19 protein-coding genes are annotated in these 22615 nt (G+C 44.1%); 6 read left to right on the forward strand and 13 right to left on the reverse strand.

Annotated elements, in window-relative coordinates; genetic code table 11:
• Positions 1-9: 9 nt before the first annotated feature.
• Positions 10-915: a hydrogen peroxide-inducible genes activator gene (locus AC0L46_RS08705; RefSeq protein WP_414682142.1), complete on the reverse strand. Its 906-nt coding sequence runs from the start codon at positions 913-915 to the stop codon at positions 10-12.
• Between the two features lie 161 nt (positions 916-1076).
• Here AC0L46_RS08705 and AC0L46_RS08710 point away from each other — a divergent pair, with 161 nt between their 5' ends.
• Complete coding sequence (locus AC0L46_RS08710; RefSeq protein ID WP_473502975.1) at positions 1077-1928, forward strand: NAD-dependent epimerase/dehydratase family protein; 852 nt, start codon at positions 1077-1079, stop codon at positions 1926-1928.
• 62 nt (positions 1929-1990) lie between these two features.
• Here the strand turns inward: AC0L46_RS08710 and AC0L46_RS08715 are convergent, their stop codons facing one another.
• From AC0L46_RS08715 to AC0L46_RS08750, 8 genes are all read right to left on the reverse strand, one after another.
• Positions 1991-2377: a RidA family protein gene (locus AC0L46_RS08715; protein ID WP_347983602.1), complete on the reverse strand. Its 387-nt coding sequence runs from the start codon at positions 2375-2377 to the stop codon at positions 1991-1993.
• Positions 2378-2419: 42 nt separating this feature from the next.
• The gene (locus AC0L46_RS08720) at positions 2420-4537 is read right to left on the reverse strand and encodes a RelA/SpoT family protein (RefSeq protein ID WP_473502977.1); all 2118 of its coding nucleotides are present in this window, start codon (positions 4535-4537) and stop codon (positions 2420-2422) included.
• 61 nt (positions 4538-4598) lie between these two features.
• On the reverse strand, positions 4599-4823 hold the full coding sequence (gene rpoZ / locus AC0L46_RS08725; RefSeq protein ID WP_414682145.1) for a DNA-directed RNA polymerase subunit omega: 225 nt from the start codon (positions 4821-4823) through the stop codon (positions 4599-4601).
• Between the two features lie 57 nt (positions 4824-4880).
• The gene (gene gmk / locus AC0L46_RS08730) at positions 4881-5504 is read right to left on the reverse strand and encodes a guanylate kinase (RefSeq protein ID WP_414682146.1); all 624 of its coding nucleotides are present in this window, start codon (positions 5502-5504) and stop codon (positions 4881-4883) included.
• A 319-nt stretch (positions 5505-5823) separates the two neighbouring features.
• Positions 5824-6843 carry a TAXI family TRAP transporter solute-binding subunit gene (locus AC0L46_RS08735; RefSeq protein ID WP_473502979.1) on the reverse strand — a complete coding sequence of 340 codons (1020 nt, stop codon included), beginning with the start codon at positions 6841-6843 and terminating at the stop codon, positions 5824-5826.
• Between the two features lie 44 nt (positions 6844-6887).
• A complete protein-coding gene (locus AC0L46_RS08740; RefSeq protein WP_473502981.1) occupies positions 6888-8750 on the reverse strand; it encodes a TRAP transporter permease in 1863 nt (620 codons plus the stop codon).
• 63 nt (positions 8751-8813) lie between these two features.
• On the reverse strand, positions 8814-10394 hold the full coding sequence (locus AC0L46_RS08745) for a sulfatase-like hydrolase/transferase (protein ID WP_473502983.1): 1581 nt from the start codon (positions 10392-10394) through the stop codon (positions 8814-8816).
• 183 nt (positions 10395-10577) lie between these two features.
• Positions 10578-11357: an IclR family transcriptional regulator domain-containing protein gene (locus AC0L46_RS08750; protein WP_473502985.1), complete on the reverse strand. Its 780-nt coding sequence runs from the start codon at positions 11355-11357 to the stop codon at positions 10578-10580.
• A 181-nt stretch (positions 11358-11538) separates the two neighbouring features.
• Here AC0L46_RS08750 and fahA point away from each other — a divergent pair, with 181 nt between their 5' ends.
• The 4 genes from fahA to AC0L46_RS08770 all read left to right on the forward strand — a co-directional run bounded on the left by fahA (position 11539) and on the right by AC0L46_RS08770 (position 14923).
• Positions 11539-12855, forward strand: coding sequence for a fumarylacetoacetase (gene fahA, locus AC0L46_RS08755; protein WP_473502987.1), 1317 nt, complete (start codon positions 11539-11541; stop codon positions 12853-12855).
• A 125-nt stretch (positions 12856-12980) separates the two neighbouring features.
• Positions 12981-13511, forward strand: coding sequence for a VOC family protein (locus tag AC0L46_RS08760; protein WP_473502989.1), 531 nt, complete (start codon positions 12981-12983; stop codon positions 13509-13511).
• Between the two features lie 75 nt (positions 13512-13586).
• A complete protein-coding gene (gene maiA / locus AC0L46_RS08765; protein WP_473502991.1) occupies positions 13587-14225 on the forward strand; it encodes a maleylacetoacetate isomerase in 639 nt (212 codons plus the stop codon).
• Between the two features lie 197 nt (positions 14226-14422).
• Positions 14423-14923, forward strand: a complete 501-nt coding sequence (locus AC0L46_RS08770; protein WP_473502993.1) for a YbhB/YbcL family Raf kinase inhibitor-like protein — start codon at positions 14423-14425, stop codon at positions 14921-14923.
• Between the two features lie 33 nt (positions 14924-14956).
• On the opposite strand, the gene AC0L46_RS08775 is transcribed toward AC0L46_RS08770, so the two are convergent.
• The 3 genes from AC0L46_RS08775 to AC0L46_RS08785 all read right to left on the reverse strand — a co-directional run bounded on the left by AC0L46_RS08775 (position 14957) and on the right by AC0L46_RS08785 (position 18677).
• Positions 14957-16540: a diguanylate cyclase gene (locus AC0L46_RS08775; protein WP_473502995.1), complete on the reverse strand. Its 1584-nt coding sequence runs from the start codon at positions 16538-16540 to the stop codon at positions 14957-14959.
• A gap of 230 nt (positions 16541-16770) precedes the next feature.
• Entirely contained in the window at positions 16771-17706 is a 936-nt protein-coding gene (locus tag AC0L46_RS08780) for a hypothetical protein (protein ID WP_473502997.1), read from the reverse strand.
• Positions 17707-17771: 65 nt separating this feature from the next.
• Positions 17772-18677 carry an efflux RND transporter periplasmic adaptor subunit gene (locus tag AC0L46_RS08785; RefSeq protein WP_473502999.1) on the reverse strand — a complete coding sequence of 302 codons (906 nt, stop codon included), beginning with the start codon at positions 18675-18677 and terminating at the stop codon, positions 17772-17774.
• A 143-nt stretch (positions 18678-18820) separates the two neighbouring features.
• On the opposite strand from AC0L46_RS08785, the gene AC0L46_RS08790 reads away from it, so the two are divergent.
• Positions 18821-19717 carry a LysR family transcriptional regulator gene (locus AC0L46_RS08790; RefSeq protein ID WP_473503001.1) on the forward strand — a complete coding sequence of 299 codons (897 nt, stop codon included), beginning with the start codon at positions 18821-18823 and terminating at the stop codon, positions 19715-19717.
• Here AC0L46_RS08790 and AC0L46_RS08795 read toward each other — a convergent pair.
• On the reverse strand, positions 19699-22557 hold the full coding sequence (locus tag AC0L46_RS08795) for a ligand-binding sensor domain-containing protein (protein ID WP_473503003.1): 2859 nt from the start codon (positions 22555-22557) through the stop codon (positions 19699-19701). The two genes, AC0L46_RS08790 and AC0L46_RS08795, sit on opposite strands and share 19 nt — an antisense overlap.
• Positions 22558-22615 lie beyond the last annotated feature (58 nt).

Below are 22615 nucleotides of genomic sequence, written 5' to 3' on the forward strand. Positions count from 1 at the left end.
CTGAGCTTCCTACAGATTTAATTGTTTGCAAGCATCACGAATAGATTGGCTTACGGCTTCAATGGCCTTTGGACGAGGGAAACTCGCTCGCCATGCAAGTGCTACCGTGCGTTTCGGCGCTGGCGAAGCGAAAGGTCGAACTTCCAGCATTTCATGATCGATATTGGTGACAGCCGACTTTGGCAAAACGGTGACACCTAAGCCAGACGCCACCATGTAGCGGATGGTTTCTAGCGAGCTGCCATTGACGACAGTTCGGCCATCATCAAACTCACTTTCCGTCACAATAGGGCAGGCTTCTAAAACTTGCTCACTGAAGCAATGGCCTTTGCCTAGTAACAAAAGATTGTCTGTAGATAGCTGATCGGTTTCTATGTTCTCTAGCTTGGTCCAAGGATGTCCTTTCGGCATGAGCACAACAAACTCTTCTTCGTAAATAGGTTGTGTTACGACATCAGGCTCGCGGAAAGGCAAAGCGACGATAATGGCGTCTAACTCGCCGTTACGCAGTTTTGGTCGAAGGTTTTCTGTTAAATCTTCTTCAATTGACAACGGCATGCCAGACACAATCTTATGCAAAGACGGAATCATAAAAGGGAAAAGGTAAGGAGCGATAGTGAAAATAGCACCGACTTTTAATGGCCCTTTTAGCTGATTTTTACCAGACGCGGCCAGTTCTTTGATCATGTTTGCTTGATCGAGAACGCGCTTTGCTTGAGTAATGATTTGCTCGCCAAGTGGCGTGATGTACACCGAACTTTTACTGCGTTCGAAAATAGCGGTACCCAGCTCGTCTTCCAGCTTTTTTACCGCAACACTGAGCGTTGGCTGTGAAACATGGCAGCTCTCTGCTGCTTGTCCAAAATGCTTTTTCTCCGCCAGCATTACTATGTATTTCAATTCCGTTAATGTCATAACTCACCTTTTTAAAGTAGGCTGATTCATTGTTAATAGCTATGATAATACACCATTCAATAAAGTATACTCGTTGATTCTGTTATTACTGAACATTTCTTGATTCATCCCGTGTTATTAAATGTTACGCGAAGGCATCAATCATCACTCTGGAGGGGAAAATGGCAACAATACTGATCGCTGGTTGTGGTGATTTAGGTTCAGGGCTAGGTCATGAGCTTGTTTCGAAAGGTCATCATGTTATTGGTATTCGTCGAACAGGCGTGGAATTCCCTGCGGGCATGACAGGTATTACTGGTGACTTGGTGACGATGGAAGACAGTGTTCTCCCTGATGCCGATATCATCTTTTTGATCATGACGCCTAAAGGGCGAACGGAAGAAGCGTATCGAACCGCCTATTTGGATACCGCAAAGGTGTTGATTCGTAGATATCAATCACAAAGTAAGCCGCCGCAAGTATTGTTTGTTTCCAGTACAAGTGTTTATGGTGAAAGCCAAGGTGAGTGGATTGATGAAACAACGCTTGCGCAGCCTAAGTCAGCGACCTCGAGCGTTCTTCGAGAAACAGAGTTGGCGCTCACTTCGGTATTTCCGACTGTGGCCGTTCGCTGTTCAGGGATTTATGGCTCAGGGCGTTTTCGATTACTACAGAAAATAGAAAGTGGCGAAGACTGGGGGGCGAACAGTTGGACGAATCGCATTCATCGCGATGACGTTGTGTCTGCTTTGGTGACTTTGGCTCAATGTGCTGACGCTGGAAAAGCCTTACCTAATCAAGTAATTGTCACAGATCAAACGCCTGTTTCTATGTGGGAAGTGAAGTTATGGCTTGCAACCTGTTTAGGTGTTACGCCAGCGATCAAAAATAGTCATGATTTTATCCCAGCGTCAGGGAAGCGAATTCAAGGTCAGTATCTTTTGTCGCAGGGCTGGCGACCTCGTTATCCTAGCTATGTTTCTGGTTATCAAAGTCTATTGCTTGAATATAAAAACGAGAGCAACCTGTCTTAATAGACATAAAAAAAGAGGCCGATAAAAGGCCTCTCTTTATGGTTTTCAATAGGTTGAAGAGATTAGTCTTCTAGCACCATGATACCTTCGATTTCAACTTGTACGCCTTTTGGTAAAGCGCGAACACCCATAGCCGCACGAGCTGGGTATGGTTGTTTAACAAATTGAGTCATCACTTCGTTAACTGTTGCGAAATTGCCTAGATCTGTCATGAAAATATTGAACTTAACCACGTTTTCCAATGAACCGCCTGCTGCTTCACAAACTGCTTGTAGGTTTTTGAAAACTTGTGTTGTTTGCTCAACGATGTCTTCGCTGATGACTTCCATTGTTTCTGGAACCAAAGGAATTTGGCCAGAAAGGTAAACTGTGTTTCCGGCGCGAACGGCTTGAGAGTATGGACCGATAGCAGCAGGTGCGTTTTCTGTGTGAACAACTTGTTTTGGCATAATCAATATCCTATTTTGAAATGTTGAATAAGAGCGACTTGTTTAGCGCCCCACTATCGTCTCGCGTGATACTTTTTCGACACAACGTACGGCCTTGATTCGGCGCATAACATCGGCCAAACCAACACGGCTGGAAATGGTAATGTTCAAGCGTAAACGGCTGACTCGGCCACGTTCAATAATGTCTAAGTTTGAAACTTGGAAATCGGTATCGCTGATCGAGCTGGCAATTTTGGCGACGGCACCTCGTTCATTGATGTAACTTACGATCAAGCTGATATGCAACTCTTCTTCGATTTCCTTGCCCCATGCCATGTGAATAAAGCGCTCAGGGCTGGATAAGTGGTCTTGAACATTCGGGCAATTCAAATGGTGAATGATGATGCCTTTGTCCACTTGGACGTAACCGACAATTGGGTCACCTGGTATCGGCGCACAACATTTGGCATAAGAAATAAGCATGCCTTCGGAACCGTTTACCTTAAAGGATTTAGGCGTTACTAAGGTTTCTTCATCAAAATTTGGGAATAGCTCTCTGGCAACCAAGTAGCCCACATGGCGGCCTTTACCAATGGATTCTAATAAGTCGTCCATAGATGTCAGCTGGTGGTTTTCTAATACCTGCGTAATTTGCTCTGAGGTCAATTCGTCAATATTGGTTTTGAACGCATTCAATGAGCGAGTGAGTAGGCGACTACCAATAGAAATGGCGTTTTCACGCTGTTTGTCTTTCAAATAGTGACGAATGTTAGTGCGGGCTTTGCCTGTAATCGCAAAGCTTAGCCACGCCACATTTGGTTGAGCATTATTTGCGGTAATGATCTCAACTGTTTGGCCACTTTCAAGTTGAGTACTTAATGGCGCAAGGCGTCGATTAATGCGACAGGAGATACAGGTGTTGCCTATCTCAGTGTGAACGCCATAAGCGAAGTCCACCGGAGTGGCACCAGAAGGAAGCTCAATGATTTGTCCATTTGGCGTAAACACATACACTTCATCTGGGAACAGATCGCTTTTCACGTTATCGACAAACTCGACAGGGTTGCGCGCTTTTTGCTGAATTTCGAGTAGGCTTTTCACCCATTTTGTCGCACGGTCATGATTACTTGGCGTGTTGGAGGTGCCATTAGCTTTATAAGCCCAATGAGCCGCAATGCCGTTATTGGCGACGAGATCCATTTCTTCGGTGCGTATTTGCACTTCCATTGGAATACCATTCGTACCCAAAACAGTGGTATGAAGCGATTGGTAGCCATTGGATTTAGGGACAGCGATGTAATCTTTAAAGCGGCCTTCAATTGGTTTGAAGAGAGAATGGATAACGCCCAATATGCGGTAACAGCTATCGTGACGATCAGTCACAATGCGAACACCATTAACGTCCATGATTTCATTCAATGAACGGCGCTTTTTGTCCATTTTCTGGTAAATACTGTAAATGTGCTTTTCACGAACACTGATGCTGGCTTCGATATAATCTGCTGCCAACTCTGATCGAATCGTATCTTCAATCTTTTGAGTGTCTTTGATGCGTTGCTGGCCATACATTTTATGGATGGCCCGTTGTAGCATGCGAGCACGCATCGGGTAATAAGCTTGAAAGGCAAGAGACTCCAACTCAACACGCACATTGTACATACCTAAACGGTTTGCAATTGGCGCGTAAATCTCTAGGGTTTCGCGGGCGATACGACGCTTTTTATTGGCCGGCATGGCGTCCAATGTGCGCATATTATGTAAGCGGTCCGCTAATTTAACCAAGATCACTCGAATGTCATCTGCCATGGCCATGGCCATTTTTTGGAAGTTATGAGCTTGTTTTTCGAGCTGGTTATTGAACTCAAGGTGAGTCAGTTTACTAACGCCATCTACCAAGCTTGCGACACCTTCACCAAACTGTTCAGTGAGTGCTTCGCGGCTGATGCCGGTATCTTCTATGACGTCATGTAAAAGTGCTGCCGTCAGTCCATCACAATCCATTCGAAGTTCAGAGAGAATTTCGGCGACAGCGAGAGGATGGGTGACATAAGGTTCGCCACTTTTACGTCGTTGGCCATCATGGGCTTGTTCGGCGTAATAGTAAGCGCGTTTTACCTTGGCAACTTGGTCGTAAGGCAAGTACTGACTGAGTGTCAGTGCTAAATCTTCAATGGTATACATCGCTCACCTCACAAAGGCAAAGTAGAAGTGCGACGGTTGTGCTATGAGCGACACCATTGAATTAAAACTCGTGAACAGGGCGTTTTTGTTGATCAACGTTTTCTGCGTTAATCAAGTTGTCAGCAATTTCACGTAGTGCAATAACCGTTACTTTGTCGCCTTCTAAAGGCACTTTCGCTTCTTCACCACCTGTTGCTAGTTGGCGTGCACGTTTTGATGACACCATCACTAATTCAAAGCGGTTATCAACGTTTTCTAAACAATCTTCTACGGTAACTCGAGCCATTTTGACCTCTGTATTCAGTTATCTATTTTTCCAAGGGTAATTCTACTTAACGGCTTCTTACAATGACAAGAGATCATTTATAAGATTGCCATGTTTTTGCTCGATAATCGGGGTTTTTGAGCGCATAGCCTTAAAAATTGCCCCCATTTGAGAAAGAGCTTCATCTAAATCATCATTGACGATGACAAAATCGTATTCGTTGTAATGGGACATTTCATTAACGGCCTTTGCCATACGTCTTTGAATCACTTCTTCTGAGTCGGTTGCACGACCTTTTAAGCGTTCTTCTAAGGCTTGTAATGACGGCGGAAGAATGAAAATTCCTATGGCTTCAGGGTAAAGTTGACGGACTTGGCGAGCGCCTTGCCAATCAATTTCTAAAATCACATCTAAGCCTTGCTCCAACATATCGAAAATGGATGCTTTTGATGTGCCGTAGTAATTATCGAATACTTGAGCGTGTTCAAAAAAGGCGTCTTCCGCAATCATGTCCAAGAAAGATTCTGGGTCTGTGAAGAAGTACTCACGACCGTCTTCTTCACCTGTTCTTGGCGCTCTTGTGGTGTGAGAAATGGAAATGCGTACTTGCTGATCTTGCTTAAGCAAGGCTTTGTACAAGGTAGACTTACCCGCGCCAGAAGGAGCCGATAAAATGAATAAGTTGCCTTTGTGTTTATCCATGAGCTTTTTTTGAACCCGCCATTTAATGTTTTTTAATGACCCACCACTATAGCACAAAAATACTCTGTTCTTAGGAGGAGATTATTGTTTGTTTTTAGTGGATGGCATTCATTTTAATGGAGTGGGCTCTGGAGGGCGTTGCACTGTTTGATCTGCTATTTAATCAGCCGTTATGAACTATGCACTCTGACTCAGCTGGGTAGGCTTTTTGCTGAGCTTTCTTTAGGTAGGAAACGTAATCCGGCTACCTTTTAAACCTCAGCGGTGAAGTGTCACCGACTGAGGTTTAAGGCATAACAAGGTAGTGTTTGATGAGGGGTTATTTTATTAGCCCGACTTCACGGTAATAGCGCTCTGCACCAGGGTGTAAAGGCATATTTAAATCCAGTAAGGCTTTGTCTAGGGATATGTTGCTCAGCCAAGGGGCGCTATCGTATTGAGCGGTAATTTTCTCCCAGAAGGTTTTTGTCATGTTATAGATAGTCTCTTCAGGGATGTTTTTATTTGTACTGATACCAACCGTCACGGCTAAAGTGTACACATCATCAGAGTTGACTTGATTCTCTCCATAAGTGTTTTGTTTTAGTTGAGTAATACGGAACCCTGGATTTTTAGTTAATGCGGCCACACCTTCATTACCTTCCAAGTCATCTTTAGGAATACCTAGAAAACGAATTTTCTTGGTAAGAGCAATTTGGCTAATCGCAGGGCTAGGTGCGTTGGTTGGGTTAAAGTACACATCTAGATTGCCATCTTGAAAGGACTGGGCTGCGGCATCCCAACCTAATTTTACCGTTGTGTAATCTTCATCGGCTTTATAGCCAGTCACAGCTTCTATCATCTGTACCACCGTGCGGCGTGTGGCACTACCTGGAGGACCGACAAACACACGTTTTCCCTTTATCCCCTGCATGCTTTCAATGCCAGAATCTGCATAGACCACAGAGTGGTAGACTCCCATCGAAAAATTGAAAATGGTGCGAAGGTCTTTAGACAGCTCTTTCACCCCTTTAATTTTCTTATACATGGCAAGTTGATTGCTCATTAACTGATGAAGTATGGGAGAGCTCATGTAAAAGTCCGCTTTGCCTTTGGACACATCAAGTGCGTGCTTTGTCGCGGCTCCAGTTGCGTTAACCACAATGGAATATTCAGGCAAGTTTTTGTTGATGGTATTGGCAAAGGTTGTCATCACCATATAAGGGCTTGTTCCTGGTCCTAATGTGGACATTCGGAAAGTCTCTTTGGCAGCAGCATGGCCAGAATTTAGTGACAAAACAGCAGTACTGATTAAGCAAGTAAGAGTGAGTCCGACTTTTTTAGAAAATAAACGTTTCATAATCTAGGTTCTCCATTTTTTTATATTTATTTGGATCATTGGTTTTAGTTACGAGGTTTTTCTTTTCTCGCTTTTATAATAAGAAAAAGTGCCGTGATTCCGCCCACACTTTGAATCCACCAGAAAGGCAGAATTGTCCCGATACCTATTATGACAAGCAGCAAGCGCAGCCACCCTTTCGATGCAAACCCAGAAGCAATCAACACAATGGCAGCGGAAGTAGTCAGCAATGCTATTACTAAGCCGACGATACTAAAGCTATCAACAATAAGTAATAGAGAGGGTTGGTATACAAAAGCAAACGGAATTAAAAATCCGATTGTTGCTAAGCGAAGAGCAGTAACACTGAGCGCAAGTGGGTTGGCTTTTGCAATAGGCGCTGCCGCAAAGGCAGCTAATGCAACAGGCGGTGTGACGGAGGACAAAACAGCGTAATACACCACAAATAAGTGCGCAGCGATTGTATCCACACCAAGAGCAGTTACCGCCGGTCCCATAACCAAAATGATGATTAGGTAGGCTGGAACCGTAGGCATTCCCATGCCTAACACAAGACAGCCAATGGCCATAAGAACAAGAGATAAGAATAGGTTACCTTCTCCTACGACTTGAATGGCTTCAGCAAATCTTAACCCCAATCCTGTATTATTCATCACGGCAATAATAATGCCGACAGAAGCGACAGCGATGGTAATGGTTGCGCAAGATTTTGCACCATTAACCACCATTCCTAATAAGCGCTTAGGCTGGCGAAGCAAGTCTGGCTCAATAATAAGTCCTAGAAGCGTTGCACTAATCAATGCCCAGAAACCCGCCATGGCAGGGCTACTGCCTTGCACCATTAAGACAATAATAAGTATCAATGGGATCAAAAAAGGAAGGCACTTAAGCTTATCTTTTAAGGTCAAAGTAATAACCGTGTCTTCTTTCTGAGGTCGCATGCCCAAGTGTTTTGCTTCCGTAGAAATGAAAGCAAATAAACTTCCATAATAGAAAAGCGCAGGAATCAACGCAGCAAGGCAAATATTGAGATAAGAGATACCAGTAACGTCGGCCATGATGAAGGCAACAGCGCCCATAATAGGAGGCATTAGTTGACCACCGCTGGAAGCGGCGGCTTCTACCGCCCCTGCAAATTTGGCAGAGAATCCACGCTTTTTAATCATAGGGATAGTAATGACGCCAGTCCCCACAACATTGGCAACGGCACTGCCAGAAATAGTACCAAACAGACCACTTGCCAGAACGGCGGCATGAGCATCACCACCCGCAAAATGTCGTGTCACTTTAAAAGCGAATTTTAGTAAGATATCTCCAACACCCAGTGTTTCGAGCAAAGAACCAAACAAAATGAAGATAAGAATGGTGGAGGTGACAACCGCAAGAGGACGGCCAAAAACACCATCAAAACTATACCAAACGGTCGTAAGAAGCTCACTGAGATCAACGCCTGCGTGACCTATTACATCGGGGAAATAGTTTCCATATAAGGCATAAACGATAGAGGTCAAACACACGAGAACGAGAGGAAAGCCAACAACGCGCCTCATCATTTCGGCTAACACCAATAAGCCTGCTACAGCATACAGAATATCTATATTTTCCAGTTCGTATAAACCAGATTCAAGTTCTTCAGACACCCAGTAATAGCGATAAACTGCCGCTGATATCAGACCCACGAGACATAAATCCACTAATTTACTTATCAATGAACTTTTGTTTTTAATGAGTTTTGCCGCAATGAGGATGATCACGGAAAGACAAAAAGTGCCCACGCGAACGAGAGTGTCGTCATAAATACCCCAGCCAGCAGTATAAATAACGGAACCAACCATCAATAGAAATAATGGGGCGATGATATATTGCCCGAGGGTTATTTTAGTTTGAGACGATGTTGATGAATTCATAACCTTTGCCTTTTATATTTATTATGCAAATGCTTAATAACCAAACTGAGTGTGAAGTCGTGTTTACCAATAGCCAAACAAATAGCCTTTTTTATGGGCGCTATTGGTGACGCTTGCCACAAACTCATTACTGACAGTCGTGCGGTTTTTTCGCTGCCTAAACCATTCGTGGAGTGCTGTTTGCATTTCCTGCCGGATGGTCTCGTACGCCTGATCTGTACCTAAATCTGTTTGTTCTAATGGGTCGTTTAGCAAATCAAACAGTTGTGGTTTGAAATGTTCATAATGCACATACTTCCAACGTTGACTTGCAACCATGACAGCACGAGTTTGATCAGGTGCCATGTCCAGTGTTAGTCGTGCTTGTCGCCATGCAAAATCTGCTTCACTAAAGGCGTATTGGCGCCAATTATCAGCGTCGGGATTATCTCCACGTAGGATTGGGAGAAGAGATCGTCCTTCTAGTGTATGGTTGCTTGAGTTTGCATCAATTAGGTCAAGAAAAGTAGGCAGCAGATCTATGGCTTCTACCAATCGGTTATCTTCTAAACCTCTTGTGATATCGGCGCTTGGGCGAGGGTCATGAATAATCATGGGAATATGAGAGCTGGCTTCATGAAACAAATCTTTTTCACCAAGCCAGTGATCACCAAGGTAATCTCCATGATCAGATGTCAGGACGATAACAGTGTTATCGTATTCTCCTGTGCTTTTCAGAAACTCAATAAGGCGCTTTAAATGCGTGTCTAGCTGAGTAATCAAGCCCATATAGGTTGGCACGACGCGTTCGCGGACTTCATCCCGAGAAAAAGCGATGGACTCTTTATGACCCATAAAAGCGTCAATAACAGGGTGGACGTTTTCTTTTTCGGCCTCAGTCGCATTGCGCGGTAGCATGTCGTTGATACTGTACATACTGTTATAAGGGGCAGGCGCGATGTAAGGCCAGTGCGGTTTAATGTAGCTCAGGTGTAAGCACCAAGGAGCGCCTTTTGATTCTTGAATAAAGTCCATGGCTCTATTCGTTGTGAAAGCCGTTTCAGAATGCTCTTCTTTCACCCTAGCGGACAAATGAGCATTGCGCATGTACCAGCCACTTTGTATTTCACCCTGCTCATCTTCGCCTGAATTAGCGTATTCGTGCCATGGATTGTGTCCTTCATAACCGAGTTTCCGGAGGAAATTATTATATCCAAGGTCAGGGGAGACACTTTGATCAGGGTGTAATCCATCATCTCTTTCATAAGGCTCAAAGCCACATTCACTGACCAACACGCCTCTAGAGGAATCAGGGTCAACGCCAAGACGCTCCATGCCTTCGACATCTTTTCGCATGTGAGTTTTGCCAACCAGTCCAACACGATAGCCATGAGGGCGTAAGTAATCGCCAATTGTTTTTTCTGAAATTTTTAATGGCACATTGTTGTAGGTTGCGCCATGGGATAGTGCGTAACGGCCGGTGTAAAATGACATACGAGAAGGGCCGCAAACGGGAGCTTGGGTGTAGGCCCGTTTAAAGTTGACGCTTTCTTTTGCCAAAGCATCAATAGTGGGCGTTTTAATACTTGGGTGTCCATTACAGCCAAGATAATCGGCTCGTAATTGATCTGCCATGATAAATAGAATGTTCGGTTTTTCAGCCATGATGTTTCAGCCTCTTATTATTTTAATGAGTTTTCTTGTCTTCAGAACACAAGAAACAATGCTGCTGATGAAATCCAATGACTTAGATTGATCAGTAATAAGCTATTAGTGGTCATGGTATGGGTAATTTAGATAAATAAATTATGGGGTTTCACTAGGTGAAATAGAGTTGTTGGAAAAGCTTTATGACGGCAAACGATCTGATATCTGTTTGGCTGCCAGCTGTAAGCGAGGCAGAAAAAGGGAGCGTATTTTTGACGCTTCAACATTTCCTTCTGGCCAAGCAACCGTTAAAGAAGCAACGACTTTTTCTTGGTGAATAATAGGTACGGCAATCGCTTCTACGCGGCGACCATCTGTTGAGCCTATGCCCCAGTAATTGGCTTCCCGTTCCCCAAAACCTTGCGCTTTGGTTTTTTTCAAAAGTTGCTCAAGCCAAACAACATCATGGGCGAGGCGGCCTTCTTTGCCTCCAGCGGCTTTGATTCCTTTGATAATTTCGTCTTGCTCTGCTTTCGAACAAAATGCCAAGTAAGCGCGTCCCAAGGCCGAGAAAAGCATCGCAGGCTTAATGCCTATTTGCTCTCTATTAAGAATAAAAGTGGCTTGTGGGCGGCTAGATTCAACGACTCGCATGGTTAAATTGTCTCGTACGGCAATATCTGAGGGCCATTGGAGATCGCGTTGCAGGTCTTTAATAATAGGGGAGGCCAGTTCGGCTAACGCGACAGAAGGCTTTTGTATTTCTTTGACTTGTTGTAGTGAGTAAGACAAGCGATATTGTGAATCGCCTAAAGACCGATAGACCCAGCCTGCTTCTTGAAGAGTTTTGAGTATACGTAAAAGAGTGGCTTTGCTAATGCCCGTTTCGTGATGAAGATTAGCCAATGACATCGGAGACTTGTCTCTAAGCTTGTCTAGAACTTGAATGCCTCTTGCTAGAGCTTCGATTGACTTCACCATGCTATGTCCCTTTATTTATTTTTATTAGGAGCCATTGAGTTTTCTCAACGTACTTTTCAGCTTTAATTCATAAGATAACTGAAAGTTTCACCAAGTGAAATGATAAAAACGTATTCGTATTTTGAGCTATAGAATCTTTTCCATTGTTAGAACGTAACCGTTACGTAAAGGAAAAATAATTATGACTCAACTTAACGAAACGCACGATCCTAGTCTTACGAGTTGGGTGCTCAGCGCCAACGAAGATGCCTGTGATTTCCCAATCCAAAATTTACCTTTTGCGGTATTTCGTCGACGAGAGAGTGACGAAGCCTTCCGTGGTGGCGTCGCCATTGGCGACCAAGTCGTTGACCTATCAGCAGCACTGACAAGCGGTGTCTTTTCTGGCTTGGCAGAGCGTGCGGCAAAAGCCTGCTCTCAGGCAACATTAAATGAGTTTATGGAAATGGGGACAGAAGCTTGGTCGGCTTTACGTCTTGCTCTATCGAAAGCGTTACGTGAGGGTGCTGAAGCTCAGAATATCCTCGAAAACTGCCTTATTCCACAGGCCGATGTAGAGTTCACCGTGCCTTGTAAAATCGGTGATTACACGGACTTTTACACTTCGATTCATCATGCCACAACAGTTGGCTCTTTATTTCGCCCGGATAATCCATTATTGCCTAACTATAAATGGGTTCCTATTGGCTACCACGGTCGGGCCTCGTCTATTGGTGTGTCGGGGCAGAATTTCCACCGCCCAATGGGGCAAATCAAAGCTCCGGATGCGTTAGAGCCCATTCTCGCACCTTGTAAACGTTTAGATTACGAACTGGAAGTAGGTATTTACATCGGTTCTGGTAATGACATGGGCGAACCTATTTCCATTGATAATGTGGATGAGCATGTTTTTGGGTTATGCCTTTTTAATGATTGGTCAGCCCGTGATATTCAAGCCTGGGAATACCAGCCTTTGGGACCATTTCTTTCGAAGAGTTTTGCTTCCTCTGTTTCTCCATGGATTATCACAACCGAAGCTCTAGCACCATTTAGAGCCGAGTGGACGCGAGACAGTGAAGACCCTCAGCCACTCCCTTATTTGGACTCAGAACAAAACCGTGCGAAAGGTGCATACGATATTCAGCTAGAAGTGTTGCTTAAGTCAGAAAAAATGCGATCTGAAAATACTCCTGCCGTGAAATTGTCTGAATCTAGCTTTATTTATTCCTATTGGACGGTTGGGCAAATGCTCGCTCATCACACTGTCAATGGTTGTAACTTACAGCCGGGAGACTTCCTCGGTAGTGGCACACAGTCTGGGCCGAACCATGAAGAAGCAGGCTCACTGCTTGAACTTTCTATGGGTGGAAAACAGCCCCTAGAGCTGAAAAACGGAGAAACGAGAACATTCTTACAAGATGGTGACTCCGTCATTATGCGAGGCCGTTGTGAAAAAGAAGGCGCTAAAGCGATTGGTTTTGGTGAAGTCGTTGCAACCGTTTTGCCCGCTAAAGGTTAATTTGTTGTAAGAAGCGTTTATCGACAGATGAGCGTTTTGACTCGAAATGAAGTGTCATGATCAGCGTTTTGGCTGTCATGATTCAATTACAAAAATAAAATGACTGAAATTAAGAGAATATAATCATGATAAATATTAAGCAGATTCACCATGTTGCCTACCGCTGCCATGACGCGAAAGAAACTGTGGAGTTCTATCAAGAATACTTGAATATGGACTTTTTGGTGGCCATTGCTGAAGACCGTGTTCCTTCTACAAAAGCGCCTGATCCTTATATGCACCTTTTCTTAGATGCAGGGCAAGGCAACATTCTTGCTTTTTTTGAATTGCCTAACTCACCCAAAATGGGCCGTGATGAGAATACGCCTGAATGGGTTCAACATATCGCTTTTGAAGTGGCTGATCGTGAAGCTCTTATTGCTGCGAAAGAAGAATTAGAAGCCAAAGGGCTTGATGTTCTTGGTGTGACCAATCATGGCATCATTCACTCAATCTACTTCTTTGACCCAAATGGGCACCGTTTGGAATTAACCTATCGTTCAGGTACACCAGAGCAAATGAAGCAACTAGCAGACGTCGCGCCTCTTATGTTGGAAGAATGGTCGAAAACCAAGAAAGCACCAAAGCATGCAGCGTGGTTGCACGAAGAAAATTAAACACCACAACATGTCATTTGGCGACTTGTTGCGTCTTACCATTCTTGAATACATATTTTAGCCGGAGTTAAGCGGATGATTCTTTATGATTACTGTCGTTCATCGGCAGCTTACAGAGTGAGAATAGCATTAAATCTTAAAGGGTTAGCTTACAGTCAGCTCCCCGTTAACTTGCTGAAAAATGAGCAACAAGGTGAGGCGCATTTGGCTCGTAACCCACAAGGTCTTGTTCCTGCGTTTGAAGATCAAGGAATGCTCTTTAATCAATCTCTTGCTGTCTGTGAGTATTTGGATGAGGCTTACCCAAATACTCACAGATTATTGCCAGATAATATTATTGAAAAAGCCCATGTTCGCAGTCTTGCTCAAGTCATTGCGTGCGATATCCATCCAGTAAACAATTTGCGAATACTTAAGTACCTTGTTGGTGAATTTGGTCTGACGGAGGAGCAAAAAATTGCATGGTATCAACATTGGATTCATGAAGGTTTTCGAGCATTAGAGACTCAGCTTTCTGGGTCTGTAAAAGCAGGCGACTTTTGTTATGGGAACACGCCATCCTTGGCAGACTTATGTTTGGTACCACAGGTGTTTAATGCGATTCGCTTTAAAACGGACTTAAGCGCATACCCAACTGTTGTCCGAATTTACGAAGCCTTAGAAGCGCTGCCAGCATTCAAAAATGCTCACCCATCTTGTCAGCCAGACGCTTAATTTTGCCGTAGTACCTGAAGAATAAATTAAGTGATGGTTGTTTTGGTTAGCAGACGAATATGTAAAAAGTAGTTCACTTTGAGTTTTTACTATTTCTTTTTTGTCATCATAGAGTGATACTTTTTCTGTCATCTAACGTAACAGCTTCTTTATTAAGTCAATAATGTCATTTAAATGGAACAAAAGGGATCACAGTTATGAAACTTAAAGTATTAGCTATATCACTTGGTTTGTCGGCGATCAGCACTGGCGCATTGGCGTTTGATGCTAAGTTAACGGATGCATTTTGGGACGGCTCAACTGTACCAGCTGCTGAGCAATGTCAAAAATTTGGTGGGATGAGTCCTGCGACGCCAGCTTTAACGCTTAGCAAGTTGCCAAAAGGCACAGACGTTATTGTTATGGAATACAGCGACCGTGACTCTCAAAATATGAATAATGGTGGTCATGGGCAGATCAGCTACACGTTAGCGTCTTATGTATCGGAAGTAGAAATCCCTTCTGTTTTAGGTCACACATACGCTTTGCCAGCGCCTTTCAAAATGATTGCAGAACACCGTGGTCCAGGTTGGGATAAAGCGGGTGCTTATATGCCACCTTGCTCTGGCGGTAAAGATCATGCGTATTACGTGACGATTAAAGCAATGGACGGCAGCAAAGTCCTTGAGCAAACTGTACTGGAATTAGGTAAGTACTAAGTTATCAGTAAAACGGGGCTTATCGCCCCGTTTTTATTCCTGCATTTCTTCAGAGTAAACCTTCGTTTGATCTTTCCCCTGCTTCTTCGCCACGTACAAGGCTTTATCTGCGTTGTTTAAACAGGTATCTAAGTCTGACTCTTGAGTATTTATTTCGCACAGACCAATACTAACCGTTAGGTTGAGTGCTTTATGCTCTTCTGTGGAGAACGGAGTTTTTAAGGCCTCGTGTATATTTTGGCTTAATTCGAGAGCCTGACTCTGTGTGGTATTAGGCATGAAGATGACAAATTCCTCACCACCATAACGGGCAACAATGTCGTTTTTTCGGCTGGTTTCTTTTAATACATTTGCTGTGGCAATGATGGCTTTATCACCAAAGGCGTGGCCATAGGTGTCGTTAATGTTCTTGAAAAAGTCGATATCTATAATGGCGACATAGCTGCTCGTTTTTAAGCTTTTTGTTTTGCTAATCATACTTCTAACTTGTTGGTTAAAGTAACCTCGGTTGAAAAGCTGAGTCATAGAATCCGTCGTTGCTTGGATTTTTAATTGCTCTTGAGAGGCTTTTATCGCTTCTAATTTGCGAATGCGATACGCAATGATAAAAGCCAACACCAAACCTTCTAAGAGAATGCCGATGCCAACGCCGTGACTATTTATATAGGTAAAGTCAGCGCGGCCACTATAGAAGAGTAGGGCTTTTACGCTAAAGATAAGAAATAAGCTGTGCCCTAATAAGAAGAACGGGGCAATAGGATGGCGGCGTATGATCATAGAAACAGAAACCGCGAGGCTGACTATCATCATGATGGCCGCCAGCATATTTGAATGCTTCAGCGAAGTGATGATATCGACCGCACCATACATAAAGTTGAGGGTGATTAAGGTAGCGGTAATCGCCAGCGCTTTGTGTTCTATCGGGTACTTTTTCTTGGTTTCAAAAATTTCCATCATGAATAAAAGTAAGAACACGGGCATGGCACCTAACGAGATATGCCAGTTAACCGTGATGCTTCCATACACTTCAAATAGATCCGCAAGTAAGCCGTAAGATAAGGCGGCCCAGAAGCCACCACTGATCAAATATAAAGCGTAAAACAAATGTTCTCTTTGCGCTGAGAAAGCAAACAAACTTAGGTTATAAACGACCAGCGCCAAGAGCATTCCAATCAGAATAGCGATCTCTGTAAATTGCCCTAAGAGAACGCGTCGAGATTGCTCTTCACCATACAAATTCAAGGCAAACCATTGATGGGAAAAGGAAACGCTTTTTACATAAAGTGTGGTGTGTTGCTGTGGTAAGAGTGAAATGTCGTAGGCTGCGCTGCCTTTGAACATCCAAATTAAACTGTCTTTATCATCCATGTCCATGCTTTGGGAGCGGATCAGTTTGCCTTCTACAATCTGATGTAACGCAATGGATTTGTTGTGGTAAGCGTAAGGGTGATGTAGGAAGACTGGAATCGCGTCATTTGAGTCATTATAAAGCGCTATTTTCGCCCAAGTTGTTTTTGCGGATGTGCCCAAAGAAACGGTGTTTGGAGAAAGAGAGAATTCCTGTTGCTGAACTTCTTGCAGTGTCATTTCTTCGGATTGGTCGACAAAATACCCCATTTGGTATTCTTCGAGCGTGAAATCAGGTGAGGAAATGGTAACAGTAGGAACCTCTGCGATAGCGAGGCAGGAAACCATCAATAAACAAAGAATAAGACATACTTGTCGTAGAGAATAAAAGCAAAAAGCCATTTTAAATTGTCTTCCAGTACAAAGGGCTAAAGGTAGCCTAATTTCAATGTTTTCGCTACATTTAGGTCGTTTTTAGCCTCTTTTGCTGTGGAATACTTTTACTTAATAGCTTCCTCTTTTAGTTTGGGCTTTGATAGCGCATCTAACCAATGCCCAATCATGTAAATCACAGCCAGAGCAATAAATAGCTCAACCGCTCGTAAAGAGATCGAGTTTAGGCCGAAGTTGTTGCCGTATTGTGCGATATAGAGTTGGTAGGGAATCAAAAATCCCATCAGAGCGTCGGCATGAATGGCTCGGTCTTCTACGGCCGAATGATGTGTCCAAAAGATCATCAGGAAAATCAGCAATGAAGAGATGATGAAGTAAGAGAAGATATTTATCTCTGTTCCTGAATAAAACAAAGACATCAAGACAGCCAAGCTACAGCCACCGATTTGTGTCAGCATTTTTTCCCTAGAATGGCTCTTCATTTGGTCGTGAGAAGGCTGCATCGCAGAGGTCACCAATGGCACGAGACAAAACACCGCGCTGGTGACTTCGTTGATCATGATGAAGGCTAACCCACCACCGACCAAGATCAGCAGCTTCAATCTATCTATGCCAGTGACTTCTTGGAATACCACTGTTGGCATGACAGGTTTGGCTTTGACCGGCATGACATGGTTTATAAAACTGGTCACCAAAACCGCCACGCCAGCACTGATCATCATGTCCCAGAAAAAGCCAACAATCGCGGAATTGTATGTTGTGCTGTTTTGGTATGTGGTGATGAAGATAATCATAAACAAAGGCAGGGTCGCCATTGTGATACGAATATTATTGTTTGCTCGACGGCGTACCGAATCGAAAAACACGATGCAGCAGGTCCAAATGATAAAAGGGTGACCTGCAAACAGCTGATTCACAATGACGGCGACAAAAGTAATAAACAACGACGGCAGCAAAGGTTTGAGCAAATCTACTATGTGTTTTGAGAAGCTGAAGTTTGCCAGCACGATGGCAAACAGCACCATATACACACTAACTGTCATGTGAAGTACCTTACTCAACATAAGGCAGATCACGACAATAAGGGTTTTACGTATGATCTCGTACATTAGTAAAGGTATCTCATCCAGCTCAAGATCGTCATCCAAATGTCAGAGACATGACCTTTGTCATCCATCATGACACTGGCTCGGCTGCCTGCGATGATGTGTTCAGGAGCTTCATCAAGTTGAATGCGCACACGGGCTTTTTGCTGGGCACGAATCCAGCGGCTTTCATCTGTGACTTGTGCGAGTTGGCTTGAATCTGCAACGCCAGACAAGATTGCGGAGTCGATGGCAAAAATATGGCCGGAATAGACTTCATTGGGTTGTGCATCAAACACCACGTTTACGGCTTTATTCTCTCTTAACGCTGGCAAGCCTTTTTCTGTAAAGTCGGCATCAAGCCATAGGTTGTCCTCATCGATAAGATGCAAAACAGGAGAGCTAGTGCTGATGCGCATGCCCACTCGATAAGCGAGGTTTGTCACTACACCGGATTGTTTGGCGACAACTAAAGTGTGATCTAAGTTTCGTTGTGCTGTTTCGGCGTCGGATTGAGCGGATAGTAAAGCGGCTTTCGCGCTTTGGTCTGCCGCTTCGGCTTCATCTAAAGACTCTTTGCTAACGGATTTGGATTGATACAAAGACTTTACGCGACTGAGGTGGCTTTGTGTCTGCTGCCATTGGCTTTCAGCTTGCATCACACTGGCTTGCGCTTTCTTCTGGGCAATCTTGTAGTCGGTCGGATCGACTCTTAATAAAGGCGTACCAAGAGTGACGTTTTGGCCTTCGGTCACCATGATGTCACTGATGTAACCTTGTACTTCTGGAACCACTTCAATGGCAGAGGTTTTTACCGTCGCTTGAGTCGTGAAGGGAATAGCGTTGTCACTAATGATTAAAAAAGCACTGAATGCGATAGCAAAAATTAGAACAATGGTCGTGAAGAGGGCGTAAATATCTCGTTTCATAATCTCTGGTTTAGCGTCTTTGTGTTCGTTGGCTCGCGGGTAAAATCGTCGGGCGAGTATGGAGAAAGGATCTTAAGGGAGGTTGGCCATCAATAGGTAACAATGGTATTTTCTATAGGGTATAAATAAATTTATGGCCTCTTATGTCTTTATCCAGAATGCGCACTTTTATCGAGGTGTATCGCCAGCGTTCCATTAGCAGCGCGGCACGCTCTTTGAACCTAACTCAACCGGCTGTATCCCAGCATATATCAGGGCTTGAAGTCGTTATCGGTCGTCCGCTTTTTGAGCGTTCCCCAAGTGGCGTGAAGCCAACTTCCGCTGCAGATGAATTGGCGGCAGACATAGGCGACAAACTGGATGTCGCCGAGGCAGCGTTATCGTCAGCCAGAGCGCGTTCAATGGACATAGAAGGCGTGCTGCAAATTGTTGGATATGGCGGATTTCTAGAGGAAATCTTGAGCGAGCAGCTTTTGCCCTTGTTGGAATCCGGAATAAAAGTGCGCTTGCATACAGGCAATAACGATTTGATTACCAGTTTGCTTCTAGAAGGCCATTGCGATTTAGGCGTGTCAGCTCAGCCTGTGTTCGATACTCGTTTAAAAAGCGAAGTTATTTTTACCAATAAAGTGTTGCCGGTTGCTTCTCCAAGTGTGGCGGAAAGGTTACTTGCTGCTGAGAAGTATGATGAGGCGATTCGCTCGGAGCCTTTGTTGGCTTATAACTTAGAGCTGTCTTTGATCGACCATTGGCTGGTGAAAAACCGCATCAGTGTCGAAGGACTTGTGCCTGCTATGGTCAGTCAAGATTTACGCTCTCAACGAAAGTTATTAGTAAAAGGTTTTGGTTGGTCTGTGATGCCTGAATTTCTCTGTCGAGAGCAGATTTCCAAAGGCGAGTTAGTCGAATTACCTTCGCCTATTGGCACACGCGAGATTCAATATTACTTGCTCTGGTTGCCGAGTGCTCTGCGCCAAGCGCGAGTCGCTCACGCTCGACAGAGCTTGTTGAGTCAACTGGGTTATGATGCAGGGTCTTGATAAAACTCGACTCTATTTCGGCCATTATGTTTGGCATTCAACAAGGCGTTATCTGCTTGTTTTAAAGTAGTTTCGTAATCGTCTAGTTGGGTGCCGCCAGCCACACCAATACTCGCGGTAATCTTGATGCCTTTTTCGATGTGATCATAGTTATTTTGTTCAATGCGTTGATGAACATTATCGAAGAACTGTTTTGGATTATCGCCCAAGTAAAGCATGGTGAACTCTTCTCCTCCCCAGCGAGCCACATGATCTTTACTGGTCGCCAGTTCATTTAGAATATTCGCAAAGCAAATCAGCGCCTTATCACCCACTAAGTGAGAGTATTGGTCATTAATATTCTTGAAGTAGTCTATGTCTAAAATCGCCAAATACAGGGCTTGTTTGTCTGCTTTGGCTGTCTCGTAAAGCCTTTTTAAATTCGCATCGAAGGCTCGGCGATTCGCTAATCCTGTTAAAGCATCTTCTTGGGAGAGCGCTTCAAACATCTTGGATTGTAAACGCAGAGTTTGGGTTTGCTCCTCCACTTGCTCTTTTAGTCTTAGCTCACTCTTTTTAAGAATATTCACTCGCCAAATAACGATAGATGCGATGAGTAAGATGATGGATAAAAAGGTGATGCCTATAATGTCTTTGCGTTGCCAGAGTAAAGGCTCTAGCGTGAATTCATACAAGAGAACGCTCTTGTTCCATTCTCCGTATGGGTAGCGAACACTGACGTAAAACTGATAGTGACCAGGAGGAAGGTTGGTGTAGTCTGCAGTAGCTTTGTTGCCGCGATATACCCATTCGTCATCAAAACCTTCTAGTTTGGTACGGTATTGTAAGCGCTGAGACATAATGTAGCTCAAGCCTACATATGCAATGGAAACTCGGTTTGTGCCTGCAGGGGCAATAACGACGTCTTCTGGATTGATGTCACGTAAGTCGAAACTCACCGATTCGAGTATTAAAGGTAAGGGCGTATTTGCTTGTTGGATTAAGCTGTTGGGCTGAATAGAAGCCACTCCATCTGCGGTGGCAAAGTGTACTCGGCCATCTTTGGTTTTTATTGCAGCTGGATTTGAACCGCCATTTGCTTGGCTGCTCGACATACCGTCATTTTCATCATAATGTTCAAAGTTAATGCTTGTTTGACGTCCGTCTGCGACAGCATGAGCATCAGGGTAATTTATCTTCCAAATACCACGGTTACTGGAGAGCCAAAAGTGTTCTTCATTATCTTTTACTATCTGAAAAAACTTATCAATTAATAAGCCTTGAGGTCTTCCGATGAGGGCTAAACTCTTATCGGATTGTCTATATCGAACAATGCCACGGTCTGTGGCAAGCCAGACATAACCAGATTCGAGATAGAATCCAAACACATACTGGGCGCCTTCCTGTGAGCTTAAATCCAGAGGATGGAACTGATTGTCTTTCCAGTAGCCCGCTCCCAAACCCGTACCAACCCATATTTGGCCTAGCTCATCTTCTGCTAATGCCATTACATAATCATCGTATAAGCCGTGAGTAAGCTTGGTGATATGTTCTAATTGGCCATCTGGCGACTTTTTAACGACACCTAAAGTGGTCCCAACCCAAAGGTTATCATTGCTGTCTTCTAAAATGGCTCTGACTTGATTGGTCGGAAGACCAGACTTATCGTCTAGTTCTGTTTGTAAGACGCCATTTTTCCAGCTAAGAAGACCTTTTTGATAGGTTCCAACCCAAGCTCCGCCGCCTTTTTTCTTCGCTAGGCTTAAGGTAGATAAACCTTCAGAAGGCGGTATTGTGAGATCAACATGACCATCTTTCATTACGGTTAAACCGCTGTTGGTCCCAACCAACAAATGATTGTCACTTGTTTCGAGTAGCGTTCTAGCGTAATTGCCAACGAGCCCTGATACACGGCTAGTTGTATTGAAAAGTGATTTTCTTAACCGAATAACTCCGCCATTGGTTCCGATCCAAATACTGTGTTCTATGTCTTCGAACCAAGAGAGGACACGGTTGTGTGGCAAGCCATCCTCTACACTAATAAATTCTAGCTCGTCGTCGCTTAAACGAGCGACACCTTTGTTGATGGTGCCAAACCAATAGGAACCATTGTGGTCTTGTTCAACCATAGTGATTTTTTGGTTATTGAGCTCGCTTGTGAAAGAGTGAACAGACTCACCATCCCAACGCCATGCTCCATTCTCTGCACCTATTAGGATGTCACCATTATTGCCAGTCGATATGTAAGTTGCGCGGTTGAAGTGATCGGTATCGATTTTATCTGCAGAAGTGGGGGTTAACTGATAGAGCCCGTTTGCTGTGCCAGCGTAAACGCCATGGCTGTTTTTTGCCAAGCGATAAGCGCTAGTGTCCTTGATTAGCCATTTATCTTCGCCATATTGGCCTTCTTGGATAAAGGGGCGAAAGATCACGCCTAAGCTTTCAATGGCAATCCATACGTTCTTATTATTGTCGATAAGTACATGGTTGATTAAACCGGGCACACTCGCATTTGACCGCCAAACTTTCCCTTGTCGTGTCACTAAGCTGCCACGGGCACCACCAACCCAAAGCTGATTATTCTCATCAGCGACTAATGTTTTGCTTCCTGAGTCTTGCATGTGTGTTTGTTCATTGCGATCAAACAAGGTAAAGCTTCGGCCATTATAACGAGCGACACCTTCCCATGTTGCGAACCAAAGGTAGCCATCTTCTGTTTGAGCTATGGCGCTGATGCTGTTGTGAGGTAATCCATCGTGAGAAGTCCAAAGATCGACAAAATACGCAGACAGAGGGTCTTCATGCGCATAAGACAGAGGAACACAAAAAAAGAGTAAGCTGAAAAATAGTCTTTGGAACATTTTCATTAACCGATGAGAATCCCTGAAAAATAGATAGCGAGCGTCATGCCTTTATATG

This window comes from Marinomonas sp. 15G6-16 (assembly GCF_055809555.1).